22 protein-coding genes are annotated in these 22,240 nt (G+C 68.5%); 10 read left to right on the forward strand and 12 right to left on the reverse strand.

Annotated elements, in window-relative coordinates:
* Positions 1-4 precede the first annotated feature (4 nt).
* From lipA to sucB, 4 genes are read right to left on the reverse strand one after another with little or no spacing between them, the layout of a single operon-like run.
* Positions 5-937 (reverse strand): lipoyl synthase, encoded by a 933-nt coding sequence (lipA, locus tag G6N18_RS01880; protein WP_083000755.1) that lies wholly within the window; start codon positions 935-937, stop codon positions 5-7.
* On the reverse strand, positions 937-1,635 hold the full coding sequence (lipB, locus tag G6N18_RS01885) for a lipoyl(octanoyl) transferase LipB (protein WP_083000753.1): 699 nt from the start codon (positions 1,633-1,635) through the stop codon (positions 937-939). Before lipB ends, lipA begins: the two co-directional genes overlap by 1 nt.
* Positions 1,636-1,645: 10 nt before the next feature.
* The gene (locus G6N18_RS01890) at positions 1,646-2,551 is read right to left on the reverse strand and encodes a TIGR01777 family oxidoreductase (RefSeq protein WP_083000752.1); all 906 of its coding nucleotides are present in this window, start codon (positions 2,549-2,551) and stop codon (positions 1,646-1,648) included.
* Between the two features lie 28 nt (positions 2,552-2,579).
* Positions 2,580-4,409, reverse strand: a complete 1,830-nt coding sequence (sucB, locus tag G6N18_RS01895) for a 2-oxoglutarate dehydrogenase, E2 component, dihydrolipoamide succinyltransferase (RefSeq protein ID WP_083000750.1) — start codon at positions 4,407-4,409, stop codon at positions 2,580-2,582.
* A 160-nt stretch (positions 4,410-4,569) separates the two neighbouring features.
* On the opposite strand from sucB, the gene G6N18_RS01900 reads away from it, so the two are divergent.
* Together G6N18_RS01900 and G6N18_RS01905 are read left to right on the forward strand one after the other, a co-directional pair.
* A complete protein-coding gene (locus tag G6N18_RS01900; protein ID WP_067226693.1) occupies positions 4,570-4,926 on the forward strand; it encodes an oxidoreductase in 357 nt (118 codons plus the stop codon).
* A gap of 38 nt (positions 4,927-4,964) precedes the next feature.
* The gene (locus G6N18_RS01905) at positions 4,965-6,731 is read left to right on the forward strand and encodes an SDR family oxidoreductase (RefSeq protein WP_083000749.1); all 1,767 of its coding nucleotides are present in this window, start codon (positions 4,965-4,967) and stop codon (positions 6,729-6,731) included.
* Positions 6,732-6,800: 69 nt separating this feature from the next.
* On the opposite strand, the gene G6N18_RS01910 is transcribed toward G6N18_RS01905, so the two are convergent.
* Positions 6,801-8,321 carry a leucyl aminopeptidase gene (locus G6N18_RS01910; protein ID WP_083000747.1) on the reverse strand — a complete coding sequence of 507 codons (1,521 nt, stop codon included), beginning with the start codon at positions 8,319-8,321 and terminating at the stop codon, positions 6,801-6,803.
* Between the two features lie 17 nt (positions 8,322-8,338).
* Positions 8,339-9,424, reverse strand: a complete 1,086-nt coding sequence (locus G6N18_RS01915) for an adenylate/guanylate cyclase domain-containing protein (RefSeq protein WP_083000839.1) — start codon at positions 9,422-9,424, stop codon at positions 8,339-8,341.
* Positions 9,425-9,469: 45 nt separating this feature from the next.
* Between G6N18_RS01915 and gcvT the strand changes: the two genes are divergently transcribed.
* Together gcvT and G6N18_RS01925 are read left to right on the forward strand one after the other, a co-directional pair.
* Positions 9,470-10,564, forward strand: coding sequence for a glycine cleavage system aminomethyltransferase GcvT (gcvT, locus tag G6N18_RS01920; RefSeq protein ID WP_083000746.1), 1,095 nt, complete (start codon positions 9,470-9,472; stop codon positions 10,562-10,564).
* A gap of 23 nt (positions 10,565-10,587) precedes the next feature.
* Entirely contained in the window at positions 10,588-11,694 is a 1,107-nt protein-coding gene (locus tag G6N18_RS01925) for a branched-chain amino acid aminotransferase (protein WP_083000744.1), read from the forward strand.
* Positions 11,695-11,712: 18 nt separating this feature from the next.
* Here G6N18_RS01925 and G6N18_RS01930 read toward each other — a convergent pair whose 3' ends face one another.
* The 4 genes from G6N18_RS01930 to G6N18_RS01945 are packed head-to-tail and all read right to left on the reverse strand — an operon-like array spanning position 11,713 to position 14,698.
* Positions 11,713-12,438, reverse strand: a complete 726-nt coding sequence (locus G6N18_RS01930; RefSeq protein ID WP_083000742.1) for an adenosylcobinamide-GDP ribazoletransferase — start codon at positions 12,436-12,438, stop codon at positions 11,713-11,715.
* A 3-nt stretch (positions 12,439-12,441) separates the two neighbouring features.
* Complete coding sequence (gene cobT / locus G6N18_RS01935) at positions 12,442-13,497, reverse strand: nicotinate-nucleotide--dimethylbenzimidazole phosphoribosyltransferase (RefSeq protein ID WP_083000741.1); 1,056 nt, start codon at positions 13,495-13,497, stop codon at positions 12,442-12,444.
* The gene (locus G6N18_RS01940; protein WP_083000739.1) at positions 13,494-14,018 is read right to left on the reverse strand and encodes a bifunctional adenosylcobinamide kinase/adenosylcobinamide-phosphate guanylyltransferase; all 525 of its coding nucleotides are present in this window, start codon (positions 14,016-14,018) and stop codon (positions 13,494-13,496) included. Before G6N18_RS01940 ends, cobT begins: the two co-directional genes overlap by 4 nt.
* A gap of 5 nt (positions 14,019-14,023) precedes the next feature.
* Positions 14,024-14,698 carry a DUF3043 domain-containing protein gene (locus G6N18_RS01945; RefSeq protein WP_067216909.1) on the reverse strand — a complete coding sequence of 225 codons (675 nt, stop codon included), beginning with the start codon at positions 14,696-14,698 and terminating at the stop codon, positions 14,024-14,026.
* A gap of 135 nt (positions 14,699-14,833) precedes the next feature.
* Between G6N18_RS01945 and G6N18_RS01950 the strand changes: the two genes are divergently transcribed.
* Positions 14,834-15,208 (forward strand): HesB/IscA family protein, encoded by a 375-nt coding sequence (locus G6N18_RS01950; protein WP_067216912.1) that lies wholly within the window; start codon positions 14,834-14,836, stop codon positions 15,206-15,208.
* A 10-nt stretch (positions 15,209-15,218) separates the two neighbouring features.
* Here the strand turns inward: G6N18_RS01950 and G6N18_RS01955 are convergent, their stop codons facing one another.
* On the reverse strand, positions 15,219-15,851 hold the full coding sequence (locus G6N18_RS01955; RefSeq protein ID WP_083000737.1) for an Rv0361 family membrane protein: 633 nt from the start codon (positions 15,849-15,851) through the stop codon (positions 15,219-15,221).
* Positions 15,852-15,983: 132 nt separating this feature from the next.
* Here G6N18_RS01955 and G6N18_RS01960 point away from each other — a divergent pair, with 132 nt between their 5' ends.
* Positions 15,984-16,958, forward strand: a complete 975-nt coding sequence (locus tag G6N18_RS01960; RefSeq protein ID WP_083000736.1) for a carbohydrate kinase family protein — start codon at positions 15,984-15,986, stop codon at positions 16,956-16,958.
* Here G6N18_RS01960 and asnB read toward each other — a convergent pair whose 3' ends face one another.
* Positions 16,959-18,890 carry an asparagine synthase (glutamine-hydrolyzing) gene (gene asnB / locus G6N18_RS01965; protein WP_083000734.1) on the reverse strand — a complete coding sequence of 644 codons (1,932 nt, stop codon included), beginning with the start codon at positions 18,888-18,890 and terminating at the stop codon, positions 16,959-16,961.
* 129 nt (positions 18,891-19,019) lie between these two features.
* Here asnB and ctaC point away from each other — a divergent pair, with 129 nt between their 5' ends.
* The 4 genes from ctaC to G6N18_RS01985 all read left to right on the forward strand — a co-directional run bounded on the left by ctaC (position 19,020) and on the right by G6N18_RS01985 (position 22,237).
* Positions 19,020-20,066 carry an aa3-type cytochrome oxidase subunit II gene (gene ctaC / locus G6N18_RS01970; protein WP_083000732.1) on the forward strand — a complete coding sequence of 349 codons (1,047 nt, stop codon included), beginning with the start codon at positions 19,020-19,022 and terminating at the stop codon, positions 20,064-20,066.
* A gap of 9 nt (positions 20,067-20,075) precedes the next feature.
* Positions 20,076-20,495, forward strand: a complete 420-nt coding sequence (locus tag G6N18_RS01975; RefSeq protein ID WP_067216925.1) for a cytochrome c oxidase subunit 4 — start codon at positions 20,076-20,078, stop codon at positions 20,493-20,495.
* Between the two features lie 198 nt (positions 20,496-20,693).
* Entirely contained in the window at positions 20,694-21,545 is an 852-nt protein-coding gene (locus tag G6N18_RS01980) for an MmpS family transport accessory protein (RefSeq protein ID WP_083000731.1), read from the forward strand.
* Positions 21,545-22,237 carry a DUF2561 family protein gene (locus G6N18_RS01985; protein WP_083000729.1) on the forward strand — a complete coding sequence of 231 codons (693 nt, stop codon included), beginning with the start codon at positions 21,545-21,547 and terminating at the stop codon, positions 22,235-22,237. Before G6N18_RS01980 ends, G6N18_RS01985 begins: the two co-directional genes overlap by 1 nt.
* The last annotated feature ends 3 nt before the right edge of the window (positions 22,238-22,240 follow it).

A 22,240-nucleotide genomic window follows, 5' to 3' on the forward strand; every position in this document is an offset into this window, starting at 1 on the left:
TGGTTCAGGATACGGAGTTCGATGTCGCCTTCGCCTGGGCATACAGCCGGCCCGCCCGGTACGACGACCGCACCAGCGGTCCGGCCAGCACTCCGGCGAATCCCAGCCCTTGGGCGAATCGCTCGTGCTCGACGAACTCCTCGGGCCTGACCCAGCGCTCCACCGGGTGATGACGCACCGACGGCCGCAGGTACTGGGTGATCGTGACGATGTCGCAGCCCGCGTCGCGCAGATCGGTCAGCGCGCTGCGCACCTCATCGGGCGTCTCGCCCATGCCGAGGATCAGGTTCGACTTGGTGACCAACCCGAAGTCGCGAGCCGCGGTCAGCACCCGCAGGCTGCGCTCGTAGCGGAATGCGGGCCGGATCCGCTTGAAGATCCGCGGAACGGTTTCGACGTTGTGCGCCAACACTTCTGGGCGCGCTTCGAAGACCTCGCGCAACAGGGCCGGTTCACCGTTGAAGTCGGGGATCAGCAGCTCCACGCCGGTGTTCGGGTTGAGTTCCTTGATCGCCCGCACCGTCTCGGCGTACAGCCAGGCGCCGCCGTCGGGCAGGTCGTCGCGGGCCACGCCGGTCACGGTCGAGTAGCGCAACCCCATCGCCTGCACGCTCTCGGCCACCCGGCGCGGTTCGTCACGGTCGAGGTCGGCCGGCTTACCGGTGTCGATCTGGCAGAAGTCGCAGCGACGGGTGCACTGCTCGCCGCCGATGAGGAAGGTGGCCTCGCGGTCCTCCCAGCATTCGAAGATGTTGGGGCAGCCGGCTTCTTCGCAGACCGTGTGCAGTCCTTCGCGTTTGACCAGCGCCTTGAGTTCCTTGTACTCCGGGCCCATCTTCGCGCGGGTCTTGATCCACGGCGGCTTGCGCTCGATCGGCGTCTCGGCGTTGCGCACCTCGAGACGCAGCAGTTTGCGGCCTTCAGGAGTCACGGTCACTACGTCAACGCTACCCTCAGCCGCCCGTCCAGGACGTCCGCAACAGCGTCCGCCACCGGCCCGATGACGTCCGCGACGCCGACCCGCCGCCCCAGTTCAGCCGTCAGCGAAGTGACCCCGGCATCGGAGATGCCGCACGGCACGATCGCCGAGAACGCAGACAGGTCGCAATCGCAGTTCAAGGCGAACCCGTGCATGGTCGTCGCCCGCGACACCCGGATGCCCACTGCGGCGATCTTGCGCGCTGGCCCCTTGGCATCGGTACCGGATTCGCGGCTCGCCGCGGGCGCCACCCACACCCCGGATCGGCCCTCGACGCGTCCGGTGTGCACGCCGAGATCGGCGCAGACCTTGATCAACGATTCCTCAAGACGCCGAACGAAATTGACGACGTCGAGCGGTTCGGCCAGACCGATGATCGGATAGCCCACCAGTTGCCCGGGTCCGTGCCAGGTGATCTTGCCGCCGCGGTCGGTGTCGATGACCGGGGTGGCGGCCGCACTCGGCCTTTCACTGGGCAGGGTGCGCCGTCCGGCGGTGTACACCGGCGGATGTTCGAGCAGCAGCAGGGTGTCCGGTCCGCCCGCCACGCGCTCGTCGGCGATCTGGCGCTGCAGTTGCCAGGCCTCCTGGTAGTCGATCGAGCCCAGCCGGCGCACGTCGATCTGCGTCGACACCGACCGAATCGAACCCGTCACGACACCGACGCTACTCCCGCGGCGCGGTGGCGAACGCCAACGCCTCACCAATGGTGTTGTGGTGGAAGACGAATCCGGCCCGCTCGAGCGCCGCGGGAATGGCGCGCTGACCGCCCAGCAGCCCCTCGTCGGCGAACTCCCCGAGTACGGTGCGCAGCGCGAATCCCGGAACCATTAGCGGTGTCGGACGGTTGACCGCGCGGCCCAACGCCGCGGTGAACTCGGCGTTGGTTACGGGGGCGGGGCCGGTGAGGTTGACCGGGCCGGACAGCTCGTCGTGCGATATCACGAACAGCAGCGCGCGGACCTCGTCCTCCAGGCTGATCCAAGGCATGTACTGGCGGCCGTTGCCCAGTCGGGCGCCCAGCCCCAGGGAAAACAGCGGTTTGAGCCGGCTGAGCATTCCGCCGCCTTGGGCCAACACCAGGCCGGAGCGCGCCAGCACGACCCGGGCGCCGTCCTGTCGCGCCGCCCAGGTGGCGGCCTCCCAGTCGACGCACAGGTGGGGGAGGAACCCCTCGCCGGCGGGCGCGTTCTCGTCGGTGATCTGCGAGCCGGTGTCGCCGTAGAAGCCGACCGCGCTGGCGTTGACGAGCACGGGTACACCGGCCTCGGCGACCGCGGTCGCGAGCACCTCCGTGGGTCCGATGCGGCTGTCACGCAGGCTCTGCTTGAACGCGCCCGACCACCGCTTCTCGCCGACGTTGACACCACACAGGTTGACCACCGCGTCCACCCCGGCCAAGGTCTGAGAGTCGAACTCGCCGGTGTCCGGGTTCCAGAACACCTCGTCGGCGTTGGACGGTGCGCGCCGCACGATGCGCAGCACCCGACGGTCGGTGGCACGCAGCGCATACACCAGCGCCGTGCCGATCAGACCGGACGATCCCGCGATCGCGATGACGGCTTCGGACACGACAGGCGTAAGCCTTTCCTCTAGGCCTCTACAGGCCTAGGTCGGCCTCGAACGCGCCTTCCTCGAGCCGGCGCTTGATGGTGGTCAGGAAGCGGCCGGCGTCGGCGCCGTCGATCAGCCGGTGATCGTAGGTCAGCGGCAGGTAGCACACCGAGCGGACACCGATCGACTCGTTGCCGAACTCGTCGGAGATCACCCGGGGCCGTTTGACGATCGCGCCGGTGCCCAGCATCGCCGCTTGCGGCGGCACCAGGATCGGTGTGTCGAAAAGCGCGCCCTGGCTACCGATGTTGGTGATCGTGAAGGTTCCGCCGGACAACTCGTCGGGCTTGAGGTCGCCCGATCGTGCGCGCGCGGCGATGTCGGCGATCGCGCGGGCCAGGCCGGCCAGCGACAGGTCGCCGGCGTTCTTGATCACCGGCGAGAGAAGGCCCTGCTCCGTGTCGACCGCGAAGCCGAGGTGCTCGGCGTCGTAGTAGGTGATCTCCTTGGTTTCCTCGTTGTAACTGGCGTTGACATTCGGATGCGCCTTCAGCGCGTCCACCACCGCGATCGCGATGAACGGCAGGTACGTCAGGTTCACGCCCTCGCGCTCGGCGAAACTGGTCTTGGCCCGTGCTCGCAGCGACACCACCCTGGTCATGTCGACCTCGTGGGTCTGTGTCAATTGCGCTGTCGCCTGCAAGGATTCGCGGGTCTTCTTCGCGGTCAGCTGCCGGATCCGGTTGGCCTTCTGCGTGGTGCCGCGCAGGTGCGCCAGCCGAGCGGACGAGGTGTCGCCGTCCGCTGAGGCCGACGCCGCGGCGGGCGAGCGACCCGGCGCTCCGGCGGGCTGTTCGGTCGAGGTCGTCGGCGCCTTGCTGGCCTCCGCCGCCGCGAGCACGTCCTGCTTGCGGATCCGTCCGCCGACGCCGGTGCCCTTGACGTTGGCGAGGTCAACGTTGTTCTCCGCGGCCAGCTTTCGCACCAGCGGGGTGACGTACGGGCCGGATTCGCTCGTGGGTTGCGGCTCGGGCTTCGATTCGGGCTCGGGCTTCGGCTTCGATTGCGGTTTCGGCTCCGGTTTGGCCTCTTGCTTCGGCTCCGGCTCGGCTTCCTGCTTGGGTTTCTCTTCTTGCTTGGGCTCCGGTTCTGGTTCTGGCTCCGGCTCCGGTTCGGGCTTCGGCTCGGGCTTGGATTCCTGCGCAGCGTCGGCATCGCCGATCTTGGCCAGCTCCCCGCCCACCTCGACGGTGTCGTCCTCCTCGGCGGTGATGGACAGCAGCGTGCCGGCCACCGGCGAGGGAATCTCGGTGTCCACCTTGTCCGTGGATACCTCGAGCAGCGGTTCGTCGACCTCGACGGTGTCGCCGACCTTCTTCAACCAGCGTGTCACCGTGCCCTCGGTGACGGACTCGCCCAGCTCGGGCATCAGCACCGGGGTCGCGTCGCCGGAAGACTTCGCAGCGGGCTTGGACTCAGGTTTGGAGTCAGACTCCGACGCGTCCTCTTCCTCGGCGGCGGGCTCGGGCTGTGACGCCGGCTCCTCGGCCGGCTTCTCCTCTTCGGCGGCCTGCTCGTCTCCGCTGGAGGCGTCCTCGTCCTGCGAGTCGTCGGAGCTCTCCGAGCCGCCGTCCTCGCCTTCGTCGCCGATGACCGCCAACTCACCGCCCACCTCAACGGTGTCGTCCTCCTGGGCGATGATCTTCTTCAGCACACCGGAAGCGGGCGCGGGAATCTCGGTGTCGACCTTGTCGGTGGAGACTTCCAGCAGCGGCTCGTCTTGTTCGACCGTATCGCCCTCTTGCTTGAGCCACCGGGTGACAGTCCCCTCGGTGACGCTCTCGCCGAGTGCAGGCATCTGGACGGAGATGGCCATGTGATTGACTCCCTCGCTCCCTTGAACGGTCGGTCAGTCGTGCTGGGTCGATGTCTTCGCAACCCATCCTGTCACGTCCGGTTGCGCAGTTCGCCGCAGACCGGCTGACCCGTGGCTCTGGCACTATCGAGACAGGTGACCGAAGGGAGCACGGACGGGAGTGGGAGTTCTCGACAGATTTCGCCGCGGTAAGCGCGCAGGCAAGGGGACGCGTGACGACCCCGCCGCGGATCTGAACTACCTGCGCCAGTGGGTCGCCGGACACACCGGCGTGGAAGCCTTCATTGAACCGAAGACCACGGTCACCGACGTCACCGTCGTGCTGGTGGCCGCTGACGGCGAGTGGACCCGGCGCCGGGCCGGGGGAGACGCCGGCGCCCGTCGACTGTCCGAACGGCTCAAGATCCCTGTCTACGACGTGCAGAAGGTCGGCTACCCGCAACGGATGCGCGACTACGACGAACGTCGCCGCATCGAACGCCGTCGCGCGCAACGCCGGGAGCTCGACGAGCGCTGATACGGTACCGACGGTTCCGCCAAACCACTGGAGGTGTGATGGGGGAGAACGCGCAGCGGTTCGTCGACAGCTCGGACGACGTGCGGATCGCGGTTCACGAAGAAGGCAACCCCGACGGCCCCACGCTGGTCCTCGTGCACGGCTGGCCGGACTCGCACGTGCTGTGGGACGGCGTCGTGCCGCTGCTGGCCGACCGGTTCCGCATCGTGCGCTACGACAACCGCGGCGTCGGTGGATCCACTGTGCCCAAGCCTGTTTCGGCCTATCGCATGTCCCGGTACGCCGATGACTTCGAAGCCGTCACCGCCGCCGTCAGCCCCGGCGAACGGGTGCACGTGCTCGCGCACGACTGGGGCTCGGCGGCCATGTGGGAGTACCTGGCCCGGCCCGGTGCGAGCGACCGCGTCGCGTCGTTCACCTCGATTTCGGGTCCCAGCATCGACCACCTCAACCGCTTCGTCATCGGCAGCCTGAGGCGTCCGTGGCGTCCGCGGGGTTTCGTTCGCGCGCTGAGCCAGTTCCTGTCCTTCTCCTACATGGGCTTCTTCTCGATCCCGGGCATTGCACCGTTGGCCGTGCGCGGCTTCGTCGCAGACCTGGTGCGACAGATGCTGCTACTGCGCGACGGAATCCCGCCCGAGCAACTGCACCATTCCGCGACTTACAAGGACGACGCCGCCAAGAGCGTCAAGGTCTACGGCGCCAATTACCTGGCCTCGATGAAGACGGGGCGCACGGATCATTACGTCGATGTCCCGGTGCAGCTCATCGTCAACGTCAAGGATCCGTTCGTGCGGCCGTTCGTCTACGACGACACCAAGAACTGGGTAGGGCGGCTGTGGCGCCGCGACATCGCCGCCGGGCACTGGTCGCCGATGTCGCACCCGCACGCGATCGCACTGTCGGTCGAGCAGCTCGTCGACTTCCTCGACGGCAACCCGCCCGCGCGTGAACTGCTGCGCGCACAGGTTCCCCGGCCACGCGAATACTTCAGCGACACACTGGTTTCCGTGACCGGCGCGGGTAGCGGCATCGGTCGCGAGACGGCGCTCGCATTCGCGCGCGAGGGCGCCGAGATCGTCGTCAGCGACGTCGACGAGGGCACCGTCAAGGAAACCGCGGCCCAGATCGCCGCCCGTGGAGGTATCGCGCACGCCTACACCGTCGACGTGTCCGACGCCGATGCCGTCGAGCGGTTCGCCGACCGGGTGTGCGCCGAACACGGCGTGCCCGACATCGTGGTGAACAACGCGGGCGTCGGGCACGCCGGCATGTTCCTCGACACGCCGCGCGAGGAGTACGACCGTGTACTGGCCATCAACTTCGGCGGAGTTGTCAACTGCTGCAGGTCTTTCGGGCGCCGGATGGTCGACCGTGGGCTGGGCGGGCACGTCGTCAACATCTCCTCGATGGCGGCGTACTCCCCGCAGCAGTCGATGAACGCCTACGCCACCAGCAAGGCCGCGGTGTTCATGTTCGGTGACTGTCTGCGCGCCGAGCTGGACCAGGCCGGCGTGGGGCTCACCACGGTGTGCCCCGGCGTGATCGACACCAACATCGTGCACACCACCCGGTTCGACGCGCCCGCCGGCAAGCGGGAGAAGGTCGAAGCACGCCGCGCCCAACTGGAGAAGGTGTTCGCCAAACGCCGGTACGGCCCCGACAAGGCCGCCAACGCGATCGTCTCGGCCGTCAAGAAGAACAAGCCGATCCGCCCCGTCGCCCCGGAGGCCCACCTCCTCTACGGCGTCGCGCACCTGCTCCCGCAGGTCATGCGCAGCACCGCGCGCGGGAAGATCGTCTAGCACCGAAACCGACGTTTTGGCGGATCTGTGCGAGTGAAAACCGCCATTTCGTCGGCCTCGGCGAAGGGCCTACCCGCTGGCCGCTATGTCCTCCAGGACAGCGAACATCGTGCGCGTCGGCACACCGGTGCCGCCCTTGCCGGTATAGCCCCACGGACCGCCGGTGTTGTACGCCGGGCCCGCGATGTCGATGTGGGCCCACTGCACGCCGTCGGTGACGAATTCGCGCAGGTACGTGCCCGCCACCAGCATGCCGGCGTACCGCGAACCGCTGACGTTGGCCAGGTCGGCGACCGTCGACTTGAGGTCGTCCTTGAGTTCCTCGGGCAGCGGCATCGGCCACGCATTCTCGCCCACCGCCTGCGAAATCGCTGCCACCCGGTCGCGGAATTCGTCGCTGCCCATGACCCCGGGTGTGCGGGCGCCGAGCGCGACGGTCTGCGCGCCGGTCAGCGTCGAGGTCTCGATCAGGTAGTCCGGCCGGTCTTCGCCGGCCCGCACGATCGCGTCGGCCAGAATCAGCCGGCCCTCGGCGTCGGTGTTGAGCACCTCCACGGTGATGCCGCCGTACTGGGTCAGCACGTCACCGGGGCGCTGCGCGGTGGCCGACGGCATGTTCTCGGCCATCGGCACCGTGGCGATGACGTCGATCGGCAGCTTTTGCTTTGCGGCCAGCACCACCGTGGCGATCACGGCGGCCGCCCCGCCCATGTCCGAGGTCATGTGGTGCATGTTCGGTGCCGGCTTGATCGAGATCCCGCCGGTGTCGAACGTGATGCCCTTGCCGACCAGCGCGACACGCTTTCCTTTACGCCTGGCGCCCTTGTGGGTCAGCCGCACCAACCGCGGAGGACGGGACGAACCCTTGCCGACGCCGATGATGCCGCCGTAACCCGCCTTCTCCAACGCCTTTTCGTCGAGGATCTCAACTTGCAACCCGGTCGCCTCGCCCAAATCTTTTGCGCGCCGGGCGAATTCGACCGGGAAGAGGTGACTCGGCGGGGTGTTGACGAGGTCGCGGGCGGTGGCCACGGCGGTCGCGATGTCGGCCGCCCGCTGCGCGGCTTCCTTGGTGCCCGATTTGGTGTCCGCGGTGAGCGCGGTGATCTCGCGCAGGCCGGGGTCCTTGGGCGCGGTCTTGTCGCTGCGGAAGTCGGCGAAGCGGTAGGCGCCGAGGATCAAGCCCTCGATGGCCGCGCCCAGGTCGACGTCCGACAGTGTGGTCAGCGCCGCCTCGGTGCCGTTGAGAGAGCGGGCCGCCACTCCTGCGGCCCGGCGGATCACGTCGGCGGAGTACTGCTCCGATCGCTTGCCGAGGCCCACCGCCAGCACGCTGGCCACCGGCAGCGATGGCGCGACGACGCGGGTGATCTGCTCGCTGCCGCCTTTGGCGCCGAGCGCCTCGAGCGCACCTTCGATCTCAGTGACCGCAGCGGCGTCCAGAAAAGGGCTTGGCAGCACCTTCGCGGGGGCCTCGTCGTCACCGTTGACGACCGGCACGATCAGCACCGACGAGCCGGCTTTGCGTTTCGGCAGCGCCGAGCTGACGGTGACGGTAGGGGCCTGGTATCCGACAGTTGCAGGGCTCACGAGGCCTAACCCTAGCTTCAGTGGGCGCCGTGCAGATCGTAGGCGGGGATGGGGGCGTCGAAGCCCTTGAGCGTCAAAGGATCCAGTCGGGTCGCAGGCCAGTCAGGCAGCTCGTCGCGGACATCGGCTGCGGCAAGGATCTGACCGGGTGCCGCGGCGCTGACAAGCCGCGCGGCCAGGTTGACCGGGTTGCCCCAGTAATCGCCGCCGATGGCCAGTACCTGCCCGTAACCGAGACCGGCGCGGACCAACAGATCGGCGTCACGTGCCTGCGGCAACTCGACAAGGTCGACGGCGACCTTCGCCAGCACCCGGGGGGTCGAGCTCACCCACATCACCTCGTCGCCGATGAACTTCACTACCCGGCCACCGTCGGCGTGGACGAGATCGGATACCAGGCCACCGAACTCGAAAAGCAGGTCGGACAACTCGTTCGGGGTCAGCCGCTGCGTGAGAGCAGTGAACCCGGTCAGGTCGGCGAAGCCGACCCCACACACCACATTGGCCGACGCGTCACGAATGACGCCCTCGAAGTGCGTGCGGGAACTGACGAGACTGTGCCGAAAGACCACGTCCATCAGCACGTTGAACCGCTGCGTGACCTCCGCGACGGCCCGATACGCCTGAGCCGTCGTGAGCTCGTCCTGCGTGTGTGTGATCAGAATGTCGGGCTGTGCGACGCGGAACATCGTCCCACCGGCCTCGGCGACGCGGGCCATCGACGCCCCCAGCACCCGCAGGAACGCCAGCGCCACGTCGTTACCGACGGCGGTCTTCACCCCAACCCACACTGACAACCCGTCGACATCGGTCTCGCTCAACGCGGGTTGGTCAGGATCGTTTACTCGCAGACCCATCACCTCCCACGCGTGCACCAGCTCGTCGAGCGGCACGTTGAGGCTTTCGGCCGCTGCGCGAAAGCTGTATACAGGGCGCCCTGACCACTGCAGTACGTCACCGGCGAGGCCGAAGAGCCGGCCGCGGCGTTCAGCGTCGACCATTTCCTCGGCGGTGAACCCCAGCGAGTCGAGGTAGGCGATCAGCGCGGCCCGCCCGTGGGCATCGGCGATCCCCGCGGCTTCCAGCGCGTCGAGGTCGACCACCTGCACAAGTGTGCCAACTGTGCGTCCGCATTAGGGTGGATCGGCGTGACCGACGTGTTGAAGGGCCCGCTGGAAGACCGACACCGCGAACTCGGGGCGAGCTTCGCCGAGTTCGGGGGGTGGCTGATGCCGGTTTCGTACGCCGGGACGGTCAGCGAGCACACCTCGACCCGGACGTCCGTCGGGCTGTTCGACGTCAGCCATCTCGGCAAGGCATTGGTACGGGGGCCCGGCGCGGCCGAGTACGTCAACTCCGCGTTCACCAACGACTTGCGCCGAATCGGCCCGGGCAAAGCGCAATACACGTTGTGCTGCACCGATGTAGGCGGCGTTGTAGACGATTTGATCGCCTACTACGTCTCCGATGACGAGATCTTCCTGGTGCCCAACGCCGCCAACACCGCCGCGGTCGTCGAGGCGCTACGGCACCGGGCACCCGCCGAGTTGACGATCACCGACGAACACCGGTCCTACGCGGTGCTCGCGGTCCAGGGACCGAAATCTGCGCAGGTCCTCGACGGGCTCGGGCTGCCGACCGACATGGACTACATGGGTTATGCCGACGCGGAGTTCGGCGGGGTTCCCGTCCGCGTCTGCCGCACCGGCTACACCGGCGAGCGCGGTTATGAGCTGCTGCCTCCGTGGGACCGCGCGGACGTGGTGTTCGACGCGCTGCTCGAGAAGGTGACGGCGGCCGGCGGCGAGCCGGCGGGTCTCGGCGCGCGCGACACGCTGCGCACCGAGATGGGCTATCCGTTGCACGGCCATGAACTCTCGCCGGATTTCTCACCGCTGCAGGCGCGCTGCGGGTGGGCCATCGGCTGGTCGAAGGACGCGTTCTGGGGGCGCGACGCGTTGCTGGCCGAGAAAGCCAGTGGTCCGCGTCGGCTGCTGCGCGGCTTGCGGGCGGTCGGAAGGGGGGTGCTGCGCGCGGGCCTCACCGTGCTCGACGGCGACCGTCCGGTAGGCGTGACGACGTCGGGGACCTTCTCTCCGACTTTGAAAGTCGGCATCGCGCTGGCGTTGATCGACACCGAGCGCAACATCGCCGACGGGCAGCTGGTCACGGTCGACGTGCGCGGCCGCGCGGTCGAGTGTGAGGTGGTCAAACCCCCGTTCGTCGCGGCAAAAACCCGGTAGCGGTGCGGATATACAATCGCTGCATGACTGACGGCCCCCTCGAGTTCACGGTTGAGCGCAACGCGAACCGGGCGAGCGACGAGGTACGGGCGTCGATACTGGCCAATCCCGGATTCGGCCGGTACCACACCGACCACATGGCGTCGATCGACTACGACGAGGGCGAGGGTTGGCACAACGCGCGGGTGATCCCGTACGGCCCCATCGAGCTCGACCCGTCGGCGATCGTGCTGCACTACGCGCAGGAGATCTTCGAGGGGCTCAAGGCCTACCGCTGGACCGACGGCTCGATCGTGTCGTTCCGGCCCGAGGCGAACGCCCGCCGGCTACGCCACTCGGCACGCCGACTCGCGATCCCGGAACTGCCCGAGGAAGTCTTCATCGAGTCGCTGCGCCAGGTGATCTCCGTCGACGAGCCCTGGGTGCCGGCTGCCGGCGGTGAGGAATCGCTGTATCTGCGGCCCTTTGTTATCGCGACCGAGCCGGGTCTCGGCGTGCGGCCTGCAACCGAATACCGCTACCTCGTCATCGCCTCACCCGCGGGTGCCTACTTCAAGGGCGGCATCAAACCGGTCAGCGTGTGGCTGTCCACCGAATACGTGCGGGCCTGCCCGGGCGGTACCGGCGCGGCGAAATTCGGCGGCAACTACGCCGCTTCGCTGCTCGCGCAGGCTCAGGCGGCGGACAACGACTGCGACCAGGTGGTGTGGCTGGACGCCGCCGAACGCCGCTACGTCGAAGAGATGGGCGGGATGAACCTGTTCTTCGTGTTCGGCAGCGGTGGGTCCGCACGGCTGGTCACGCCGGAGCTGAGCGGCTCCATCCTGCCCGGCGTCACGCGAGATTCCTTGCTGCAGTTGGCTTCCGACGCTGGTTTCACGGTCGAAGAGCGCAAGATCGACGTGGACGAGTGGCAGAAGAAGGCGGCCGCGGGCGAGATCACCGAGGTGTTCGCCTGCGGCACAGCGGCGGTCATCACCCCGGTTGCCCGGGTCAAACACGCCGACGGCGAGTTCACCATCGCCGACGGCGGACCGGGGGAGATCACGATGGCGCTGCGCGACACGCTCACCGGTATCCAGCGCGGCACCTTCGCCGACACCCACGGCTGGATGGCCCGGCTCGGCTGAGCCGGCGCGCGGCGCCGCTCAGCGGATGGCGAGGCCAAGGGCGGCGACGGTCGTCGTCACCTCGATCGCGGCGCCGAGCACGTCTCCGGTGATGCCGCCGAAGCGCCGGATGCAGTGCGCGACCAGGAGCGCCCCGCACGACAGCGCGACGATCACCGCCAGCGGCCCCTGCCACGGCCGTGGGCCGGCGAACGCGGCCAACGCCGCAACCGCGACGATCCACGCGGCGGCCACCGCGACCGGTTGGGTGCCCGCGACCCTCGCGCCCAGCGCACTGCCCGCCGCGGCGGGCACGCCTCGTCTGCTGCACGCCAGCACCGCCGCGACCCGACCCGCCACGACCGCCGCCACCAACCCCACGGAAGTCAATCCGGCAAACGAGAAAGCCTGCGTCAGGAGGACAACGACCACGGTGGCGACGCCGAACGGACCCGCCGATCCGTCGCGCATCACCTCGAGGGCGCGCGCCGGCGGCCCGTAACAGCCCAGCCCGTCGGCGGTGTCGGCGAGCCCGTCGATGTGCAGCCCGCGGGTCAGCGCCACCACCACCGCCACCGCCAACACACCGGCCAGCGGACCCGGCCCGAACGCCCACGACGCCGCCCACAGCGTTGCGGCCGCCAGCGCGCCGATCGCTGCGCCGGCCACCGGCAACGCGGTCAGTGCCCCGCGGCCGACGGCCGCCGTGGTGTGCACCGGCAGGACGGTGCCGAACGCGAACGCCCCTGTGAGCGAACGGATCACGAGCTAGTGCTCCGCGGATGCGGACGCGACGCCCGCTTCGTCGAAGGTCGCCATCGACGCAAGCGCGGCCACCGCCGCACGCACGACTGGCAACGCGACCGCCGCCCCGGTGCCCTCGCCGAGGCGCATCCGCATGTCGAGGATCGGATCGAGGCCGAGTCGATCCAGTGCCACCGCGTGCGCCGGTTCGGGGGACCGGTGTGCGGCCTGCCACCACAGGCGGGCGCCCGGTGCAAGGCGTTCGGCCACCAACGCTGCCGCAGTCACGACCAGGCCGTCGAGCAGCAGCGGCGTGCGCCGCACCGCAGCCTGCGCGCAGAAGCCGGCCATCGCCGCGAGATCCGCGCCGCCGCAGATCCGCAGTAACGCAGCAGGATCGGTGATGCTGGCGCGCCCGCGGTACAGTGCGTCGCGGACCGCGGCGGTCTTGCGGGCCCACCCCGCGTCGTCGACGCCGGTGCCGCGACCGACCACGGCGACCGGCTCCGAGTCGCTCAGCGCCGCAATCAAAGTCGTTGCAGGAGTTGTGTTCCCGATACCCATATCGCCGGCGATCAGCAGGTCGGCGCCGGAGTCGACCTCGTCGTCGGCGATCCGCCGGCCGCTCTCGAGCGCCGCGGTGAGTTCGTCGGCGCTCAGCGCGTCCTCGACGGCGATGTTGCCGCTGCCGCGGCGCACCTTGTGCGCGCCGATCGACGGTGAGCGCGGTTGCTGCGAGTCGACCGCGATGTCGACCACCCGCACCGTTGCGCCTGCCACCTCGGCGAGCACGTTGATCGCGGCGCCGCCGGCATCGAAGTTGGCGACCATCTGCGCGGTGACATCGGCGGGGTAGGCCGACACCCCCGCCGCGGCGACGCCGTGGTCACCGGCGAACACGACTACCCGGGCCCGCTGGAACTGCTGGGGCGGGCACGTTCCCTGACACGATGCGACCCAGACCGCGAGGTCCTCGAGCCTGCCCAGTGAGCCGGGTGGTTTGGTGAGCCGGTTCTGTCGCGCCCGCGCCGCCGCGGCCACGTCGGCGTCGGGTGGGTCAATGGCGGAAAAGTCCGTCACACCGGCTCCTTCACCGAGACCGGTTGCCCGGCGACGACCAGCACCACCCGGTCGCACACGGCGGCGAGCCGCTGATTGAGCGAACCCAGTTCGTCGGCGAACCGGCGGCCCGCCGCCGTCGCGGGCACCACGGTCAGCCCGACCTCGGGGCTGACCACCGCGAGCGGAGCGGTGAACCCGCCGACCGCGTCGAGCAGGTCGTCGATGTCCGCGGTGACCGAGCCGTCGGTCCACGCGCCCGACCTGTCCATCGCCGCGGTCAGCCAGGAGCCGATGTCGTCGACCAGGGTTGCGACCGGCTGGGCCCGCAATTGCGTTGCGACGTCGGCTGTTTCGACGGTCGACCATCGATCGGCCCTACGCAGCCGGTGGGCGGCCACCCGCGCGGCCCAGTCGGGATCATCCGCGGGCGCGGGCCCGGTCGCGAGGTAGCGCAGCGGTGCCTGACCGGTGTCGGCGAGCGCCGCTTCGGCCCACTGCGACTTACCCGACCGGATGCCGCCGAGCACCAGGGTGCGCACCGCGCTCAGGTGACCTTGTCGCCGCGGTTCACCTGCGGGCGGGGTGCCCGCATCCGGCGCAGCTGCGAGGCGCGGCTGGCCGCGTAAAACCCGAGCTTCCAGCCGCTTTCGGTGTTGTCGGGGAACTTCGCGTCGACCCTGCGGTTGACGCGCCGGCCGAGGATGAAGCCGTCGATCACCATGATGAGCACGAGCACAAGCATCGCGGGGGAGAGCAGGCGCTGCACCTGTACCGAGGGCACCGCCAGCATCACGAAGATCAGGCCCAGCGCCGCCGGCATGAACAGCCCGAGCACATTGCGACGGGAGTCCACCAGATCGCGCACATAGCGGCGCACCGGTCCCTGATCCCGCGGCAGCAGATAGGCCTCTTCGCCGGCCATCATCTTCTCGCGGCGTTGGGTCATCTGTTCGCGCCGTGCCGCCTTGTCCGCTCGGCGTTCCTCACGGCTCAGCTTGGAGCGCATCTCTTTGCGGCGGCGACGCGCCTCGGCGGCCGTCATCGGCGCGGGCGCCACCGGGCCGCGCTTGCGGGCGTCGCGCTTGGGTGTCGGCCTGCCCTTGGGGGCCGTGGTGCGCGCCGTCGTGGCGTCGTCGCCCAGCTCGGTCCCGACTGTGGCATCGGCCACACCGGTGCCCGAGTCGGGTTCCTTGTCTTTCTTACGGCCCAGCAGGTTCACGCCTGCCAGGTTACTTCTGCCGCAGAAGCCCGCGACGGCCTGGGGACAGACTCGGGAATAGCGGCCCAACGGGGTACCGTTGAACCAGTACCGCGCACCCTATGCCGCACACAATGAGGCTTTACAGGAGACGTAATGACAGTTCAGGGAGAGTCGGCCGTGCAGAACGACACTGCAACCGCTACGCACGGCGTGATCCTGACCGACGCTGCCGCGGCCAAGGCCAAGGCGTTGCTGGACCAGGAGGGCCGCGACGACCTCGCCCTGCGTATCGCCGTGCAGCCGGGGGGTTGCGCCGGGTTGCGCTACAACCTGTTCTTCGACGATCGCTCGCTCGACGGGGACCTGAGCGCGGAGTTCGGCGGCGTGAACCTGACGGTGGACCGGATGAGCGCACCGTACGTGCAGGGCGCGACCATCGACTTCGTCGACACCATCGAGAAGCAGGGCTTCACCATCGACAACCCCAACGCAACGGGTTCGTGCGCCTGCGGCGACTCGTTCAACTGACCGGAACAGATCAGTACTGGCCGCCCGTGCGCGGCAGGTAGGAGCACACCAGGACCTCGTCGCCCTGCGACAACAGCTGGGCGACGGCCTGCTGTTCGTCGGTGTCGGGCCGGTCTCGCCGTGATGCGCTGGCCGGCGTCACCCGCATGGTGAACAGCACCTGCGCCTGGTTCGGCGAGGGCATCACGATCTTGTCGATCGACGTCACCTCGGCGCTGGAGTACTGCTTGCGGAACGCATCGCCGGACAACCGGGCCAGCGCCAGATCCGAGCGCTTCTCCTTGACCGCGTCGAACAACCCGCACAGGGTATGGCGCGCGACGGTCTCGGTGTCGCCGTTGCTCAGCGCGTCCAAATAATCCTGGATCGCAGCCTTGGCCGACGCCTCGCTCAGCGCACTCGACCGCGGTGCGTCTTCGCCGCCGGCGGCGACGACGATGCCGGCCACCACCGCCGCGATCACCGCCAGCGCCAACACCACTGCGGCCACGATGGGCCACCTCCGCCGCTTCCGGTACTGCACCGGCGGCGGCAGAGTGCCCGGATACGTCGAGGGCATGTTCTCCGGATACGGGAACGGTTGAGGATACGTTTGCGGGGCCGTCGGTCCAGCGCCGTATTCGGGCGGGTACGGACCGGTCATCGATTTGCTCCCCCGGGATCTGGGTAGGACGGCGCCTGTCTACAGTGCTGACTTACAAGGCGGGCATGTCTTTGTAGGCAGGTTAGCGCACTAGAATACCTAGGCGACTTAACAAACGAAGGGTGATAGTTCGTGACAATTGCGGTGACCGGATCCATTGCGACCGACCATCTGATGCGGTTCCCAGGGAGATTCTCCGAACAACTGCTGCCCGATCACCTACAGAAGGTTTCGTTGAGTTTCCTGGTCGACGATCTGGTCGTGCACCGCGGCGGCGTCGCGGGCAACATGGCCTTCGCCATCGGGGTGTTGGGCGGGGACGTGGCGTTGGTGGGCGCCGTCGGCCGCGACTTCGACGACTACCGCAGTTGGCTGGAGTCCGTCGGGGTGGACACCGAGAGCGTGCTCGTCTCCGAGACCGCCTACACAGCTCGGTTCGTCTGCACGACCGATGACGCCATGGCGCAGATCGCGTCGTTCTATCCGGGCGCCATGTCCGAGGCGCGCAACATCTCGCTGGCCGACCTCGCGAAACGGATCGGCACGCCGGAACTGGTGATCGTCGGCGCCAACGATCCCGAGGCGATGTTCCTGCACACCGAGGAGTGCCGGCGGCTCGGCCTGCCCTTCGCCGCCGATCCCTCCCAGCAGTTGGCCCGGCTCTCCGGTGAGGAGATCCGCAAGCTGATCGACGGCGCCACCTATCTGTTCACCAACGACTACGAGTGGGACCTGCTGCTGCAGAAGTCCGGCTGGAGTGAGGCGCAGGTGATGAGCCAGATCGGGTTGCGCGTCACCACGCTGGGCCCCAAGGGCGTGGACCTGGTCAGCTCGGACGGCACGTTCATCCACGTCGGCGTGGTGCCGGAGAAGCACCAGGCCGATCCGACCGGTATCGGGGACGCGTTCCGCGCCGGCTTCTTGACCGGTCGCAGCGCGGGGCTGAGCCTGGAGCGGTCCGCTCAGCTCGCCTCGCTGGTGGCCGTGCTGGTGTTCGAGGCGCCGGGCCCGCAGGAGTGGAGCTGGGACGCTCAGGAGGCGGTGCAGCGGCTCGGCGACGCCTACGGCGACGAGGCCGCCGCGGAGATCGCCCGAGCGCTCAAGTAGCTACAGCTGCACGGGATAGGTCGGTTCACCGATCTGCGGAGTGATGCTGTGCTCGACGAAGATCGCGTGCCACAGCATGAAGATCAGCACGGTCCACAGCCGGCGGCTGTGATCGCTTGTGCCGCTGCGGTGTTCGTCGAGCATGGTGCGTACCGCTGCGAGGTCGATCAGGTCTCCCGCCTGTGACGAGTTGACCATCGAATACGCCCATTCGAGCAGTTCGCCGGCCCGCAACCAATGCCGGATGGGCACCGGGAAGCCCAGCTTCGGCCGGTTCAGCACATGCGCCGGGACGATAGGCTCCAGCGCGCGCCGCAACGCGAATTTGGTTGTCGCCCTGGTGATTTTCTGGTCATAGGGCAGCCGGGATGCGACCGCGAAGACCTCTGGGTCCAGGAACGGCACCCGCAGTTCCAGCGAGTTCGCCATAGTCATCTTGTCGGCCTTGACCAGGATGTCGCCGCGCAGCCAGGTGAACAGGTCGACGTGCTGCATGCGCGCGACGGGATCCCAGCCCGCCGATGCCGCATACACCGGTGCGGTCACGTCGGTGTGTGTCCACTCCTGGCGAAAGCCGGGCAGCACCGCCTGCAGCTGCGCGTCCGAGAAGCTGCGCGCATTGCCGTAGTAGCGCTCTTCGAGCGTGAGCGAGCCGCGGTGCAGCAGGCTCTTGCCGCGCATTCCCTCCGGCAGCGGCCGCGACGCCCGCCCCAGCGATCGTCGCAGCGGCCGGGGCAGATACTCGAAAGGCCGCAGCGACAACGGCTCCCGGTAAATGGTGTAGCCGCCGAACAACTCGTCGGCGCCCTCACCGGACAGCACCACCTTGACGTGCTTGCGAGCCTCGCGGGCGATGAAGAACAGCGGTACCAGCGCGGGATCGGCGACCGGTTCATCGAGATACCAGACGATTTCGGGCAGCGCGGCGACGAATTCGGCCTGGTTGACCACCTTGGCGACGTGTTTGGCGCCGATCGCCTCGGCCGAGGCGACCGCGACGTCGACCTCGGAGAAGCCCTCACGCTCGAAGCCGGTGGTGAAGGTGATCAGCCGCGGGTTGTGCCGCATGGCCAGCGCGGCGATCGCAGTCGAGTCGATCCCGCCGGAGAGGAAAGCGCCCACGGTCACGTCGGCGCGCATGTGTTTGGCGACCGAATCCTCGAGCACCGCGGTGATCTCGTCGTAGCGCTCCTGCTCGCGTCCTGCCACGAAAGGCACAGCCGCGAACCGGGGATGGAAGTAGCGCGTCACCTCGGGTTGGCCGCCCGGACGGATGCGCGCGTAGCAGCCAGACTCCAGCCTGCGAACACCGCGGTGCAGGGTTTCGGGCTCGGGCACGTACTGCAGCACGGTGTAGTGCTGCACGGCGCGCTCGTCGATGGACAGATCGATGCCCAGCGTGTCGGCGAGGTCGAGCAGGCACTTCTTCTCGCTGCCCACCGCGGTGCCCCCGGCCCCGCCGGCCAGGTAGAGCGGCTTGATGCCGAACGGGTCGCGGGCGCAGAACAGCTCACCGCGCTCGGCGTCCCACAGCGCGAACGCGAACATGCCGCGCAGCCGGGTCAGCGCGTCGGTGCCCCAGTGGTGATAAGCCGCGATGATCGCCTCGCCGTCACCGTCGGTGGCGAACTTCGCGCCGTGGTGGGCCGACAGTTCCTCCCGCAGTTCGAGGTAGTTGTAGATCTCGCCGTTGAACACCAGCACGTAGCGACCGGGCGCTTCCGGGGGGCCCCACCGCAGCGGCTGATGGCTGTGCGCGATGTCGATGATCGAGAGCCGGTTGAACCCCAGCACGACCCGGTCGTCGGACCACGTCCCGGGCTCGTCGGGACCGCGGTGACGCATGAGATGCGACGCCCCGGACACCGCCTCGACCAGGCCGGGGGACAGCTCAGCGGACGGGTCACGCAACAAGGCCAGCAGTCCGCACACGGCGCCAGTATGCCTAATCGATGAGGTGTGTTCGGACCGGCACCCGGGCGTGGTCTACGCTGCGTAGTATTCGCTCCGGAAACTGACCGCACCGCGGTCGCGCGTCACCGACTTCTAGGAGGCTTCAACGTGACACCTCGCGGGCTGAAGGCGGTGGCGCGAACGGCGTCGCTGTCAATCGTCCTGGGTGCTACGGCGTTGCTGCTCAGTGGCTGCAGCTGGTCCGAGGTGCTGGGCCTGGGGTGGCCGAACGGCATCACTCCCGAAGCCCACTTCAACCGCGAACTGTGGATCGGCTCGGTGATCGCCTCGCTGGTCGTCGGCGCGATCGTGTGGGGCCTGATCTTCTGGACTTCGGCGTTTCACCGGGCCAAGAAGACTGACACGGAGTTGCCGCGCCAGTTCGGCTACAACATGCCCCTGGAGCTGGTTCTGACCGTGGTGCCGTTCCTGATCATCTCGGTGCTGTTCTACTTCACCGTGGTGGTGCAGGAGAGGATGCTGCACGAGGAACCGAATCCCGAAGTCGTCGTCGACGTCACCGCTTTCCAGTGGAACTGGAAGTTCGGCTACCAGAAGGTGGACTTCTCCGACGGCACGTTCACCTATGAGGGCGGCGACCCCGAGCGGGCGGCCGCGGTGGCGTCCGGCCCGGAGGGCCTGGAGGGCGAGCACGGCGGCGAGTTCGGTGTGATCGCGGGCAAGCACCCGCAGGACCGCTCGTATCTGGCGTTCGACAAGGTCGAGACGCTGGGTTCGTCGAATGAGATCCCGGTGCTGGTGGTGCCGTCCGGCAAGCGCATCGAGTTCCGGATCGCCTCGGCCGACGTCATCCACGGGTTCTGGGTGCCGGAGTTCCTGTTCAAGCGCGACGTGATGCCCAACCCGCGGGCGAACAACTCCGACAACACGTTCCAGATCAGCGAGATCAACCAGACCGGGGCGTTCGTCGGCCGGTGCACGGAGATGTGCGGCACCTACCACTCGATGATGAACTTCGAGCTACGGGTGGTGGAGCCCAACGACTTCAAGGCGTATCTGCAGCAGCGCATCGACGGTAAGACCAACGCCCAGGCGCTGCAGGCGATCAACCAGCCGCCGAAGGCCGTCACCACCCATCCGTTCGACACCCGTCGCGGCGAACTGGCGCCCCAGCTCTCGCAGGCCAGCAAGTAGGGACACCACATGCATATCGAAGCCCGGCTGTTCGAGTTTCTGACCGCGTTCTTCGTCCTCGCCGCCGTCGTCTACGCGGTGCTGACCGGGATGTTCCAGTACGGCGGCATCGAGTGGGCGGGCACCACCGCGCTGGTGCTGACCGCCGGCCTGACCCTGATCACCGGCACCTTCTTCCGGTTCGTGGCCCGGCGCCTGGACACCCGGCCGGAGGACTACGAAGACGCCGAGATCAGCGACGGCGCCGGCGAGCTCGGCTTCTTCAGCCCACACAGCTGGTGGCCGGTGATGATCGCGCTGTCGGCGTCGATCACCGCGGTCGGTGTCGCGCTGTGGCTGCCCTGGCTCATCGTGGCGGGTATCTGCTTCGTGGTCACGACGGTCGCCGGCCTGGTATTCGAGTACTACACCGGCCCCGAGAAGCACTGACCGACTGGGCAGCCTGCGGTGCGGGCGGCACAAGGTCACAATCAGGCCACCACTTCGCCGGTAGACCGTGCCGGGTGATCCACCCAGGTGACGCGGTTGGGTAATGTTGCCGAGGCACGGTCAGCCGCCGCCGGCGAGCCGGCAATCGGACCTGTTGGCGTGTCGCGCCGGTTGAGTAGTCGAGAAGGATAGGCGTAAATGAGCGGGCCGAATCCCCCGGATGACGAAGGGTCGGATTTCCGAAGTCAGGAGCCGGATCGAGGCGCCGGTGATCAGCCGGCACCCGACACCAGCGATACGGAATTCCACTCGCGGGCGTACTCCGCGCCGGAGTCCGAGCAGTTCACCGCAGGCCCATACGTGCCCGCCGACTCCTCGCTGTACGACTACGACAGCTACGAACCGGGCGAGCCGGCCGACCAACCCACCCCGCCCCGATGGCCGTGGGTCGTCGGGGTGGCGGCGATCGTCGCGGCCATCGCGCTGGTGGCATCGGTGTCGGTCCTGGTGACCCGCACCGACACCGACAACCTCGCGACACCGGAAACGTCGACCACCACCGTGGCGCCGCCGGTGCAGGACGAGATCACCACCACCACGCCGCCACCGCCGCCTCCGCCCACGACGGCTGAGCCGCCACCACCACCGCCGCCGGAGACGGTGACCGTCACCCAGGCGCCGCCGCCGCCGCCGCCCGCACCCGCCGAACCGCCGCCGCCACCACCGGCGCCGGCGACCACACAGCCGCCGCCACCGCCGCCCACGACGACCCGCTCGGGCCCGCGCCAGGTCACCTATTCGGTGACGGGAACCAAAGCACCGGGAGACATCATCACCGTGACCTACATCGACGCGTCGGGGCGCAGCCGCACCCAGCGCAACGTCTACATCCCGTGGTCGTTGACCGTGACCCCGATCTCGCAGTCCGAAGTCGGCTCGGTACAGGCGTCCAGCCTGTTCCTGGTCAGTCGGCTCAATTGCTCCATCACCACGAGCGACGGGACGGTGCTGTCCTCGAACACCAACAACTCCGCGCAGACCAGCTGCTGATGACCTACGACACCGACGCGTCGGGGCGTTCACGGTTGACCCCCGCACTGGATCCCAGTGAACTGGACCGCACGGACCGCATCCTGCTGGGCTCGTGCGCGGCGATCTGGCTGGTCGCCCTCGGCACCGGCGTCGCCGCCACCGTGGCGCTGGTGGACCTGGGCCGCGGGCACGCCGAGTCCTCCGGGGACGCCGGCACGCCCTGGCTGCTCTACACCGTCATCGGGATCTCGGCGGTGGTGATCATCGGGGCCGTGCCGCTGCTGCTGCGGGCGCGCCGGGAAGCCCTGGCCGAACCGCCACAGGCGACCCGTTCCGCGACCGCGGCGGGGCAGAGCCGGGCGACGGACGCGACGTCGGCCACCGAGAAACTGAGGCCGGCGGGCGCGAGGGCCGGCGTCGATCCGCAGTCGGCGTATGCGGCGCCGAGACCGTTGCGCACGCTCGAAGCGCCCGAATCCGGCTCGGCAGCCGTCGATCTACTGTGGCTGCGTTGCGCCGTGGTGATCGCGTGCGCAATCGGTGTCGCCATGGTTGCCATCGGCGTGGCCACCTACCTGATGGCGGTGGACAGCAACGTCGCAGCGTGGGTGTTCTACGTGCTGACCGCGCTCGTCACGCTGGCCATGCCCGTCGTGCCGTGGTTCTACCTCAAAGAACTACGCGCCCTGCCGGATCAGCAGGGCGCGTAATTC

Source organism: Mycolicibacterium celeriflavum (genome assembly GCF_010731795.1).
In the GTDB taxonomy this organism is placed as follows: domain Bacteria; phylum Actinomycetota; class Actinomycetes; order Mycobacteriales; family Mycobacteriaceae; genus Mycobacterium; species Mycobacterium celeriflavum.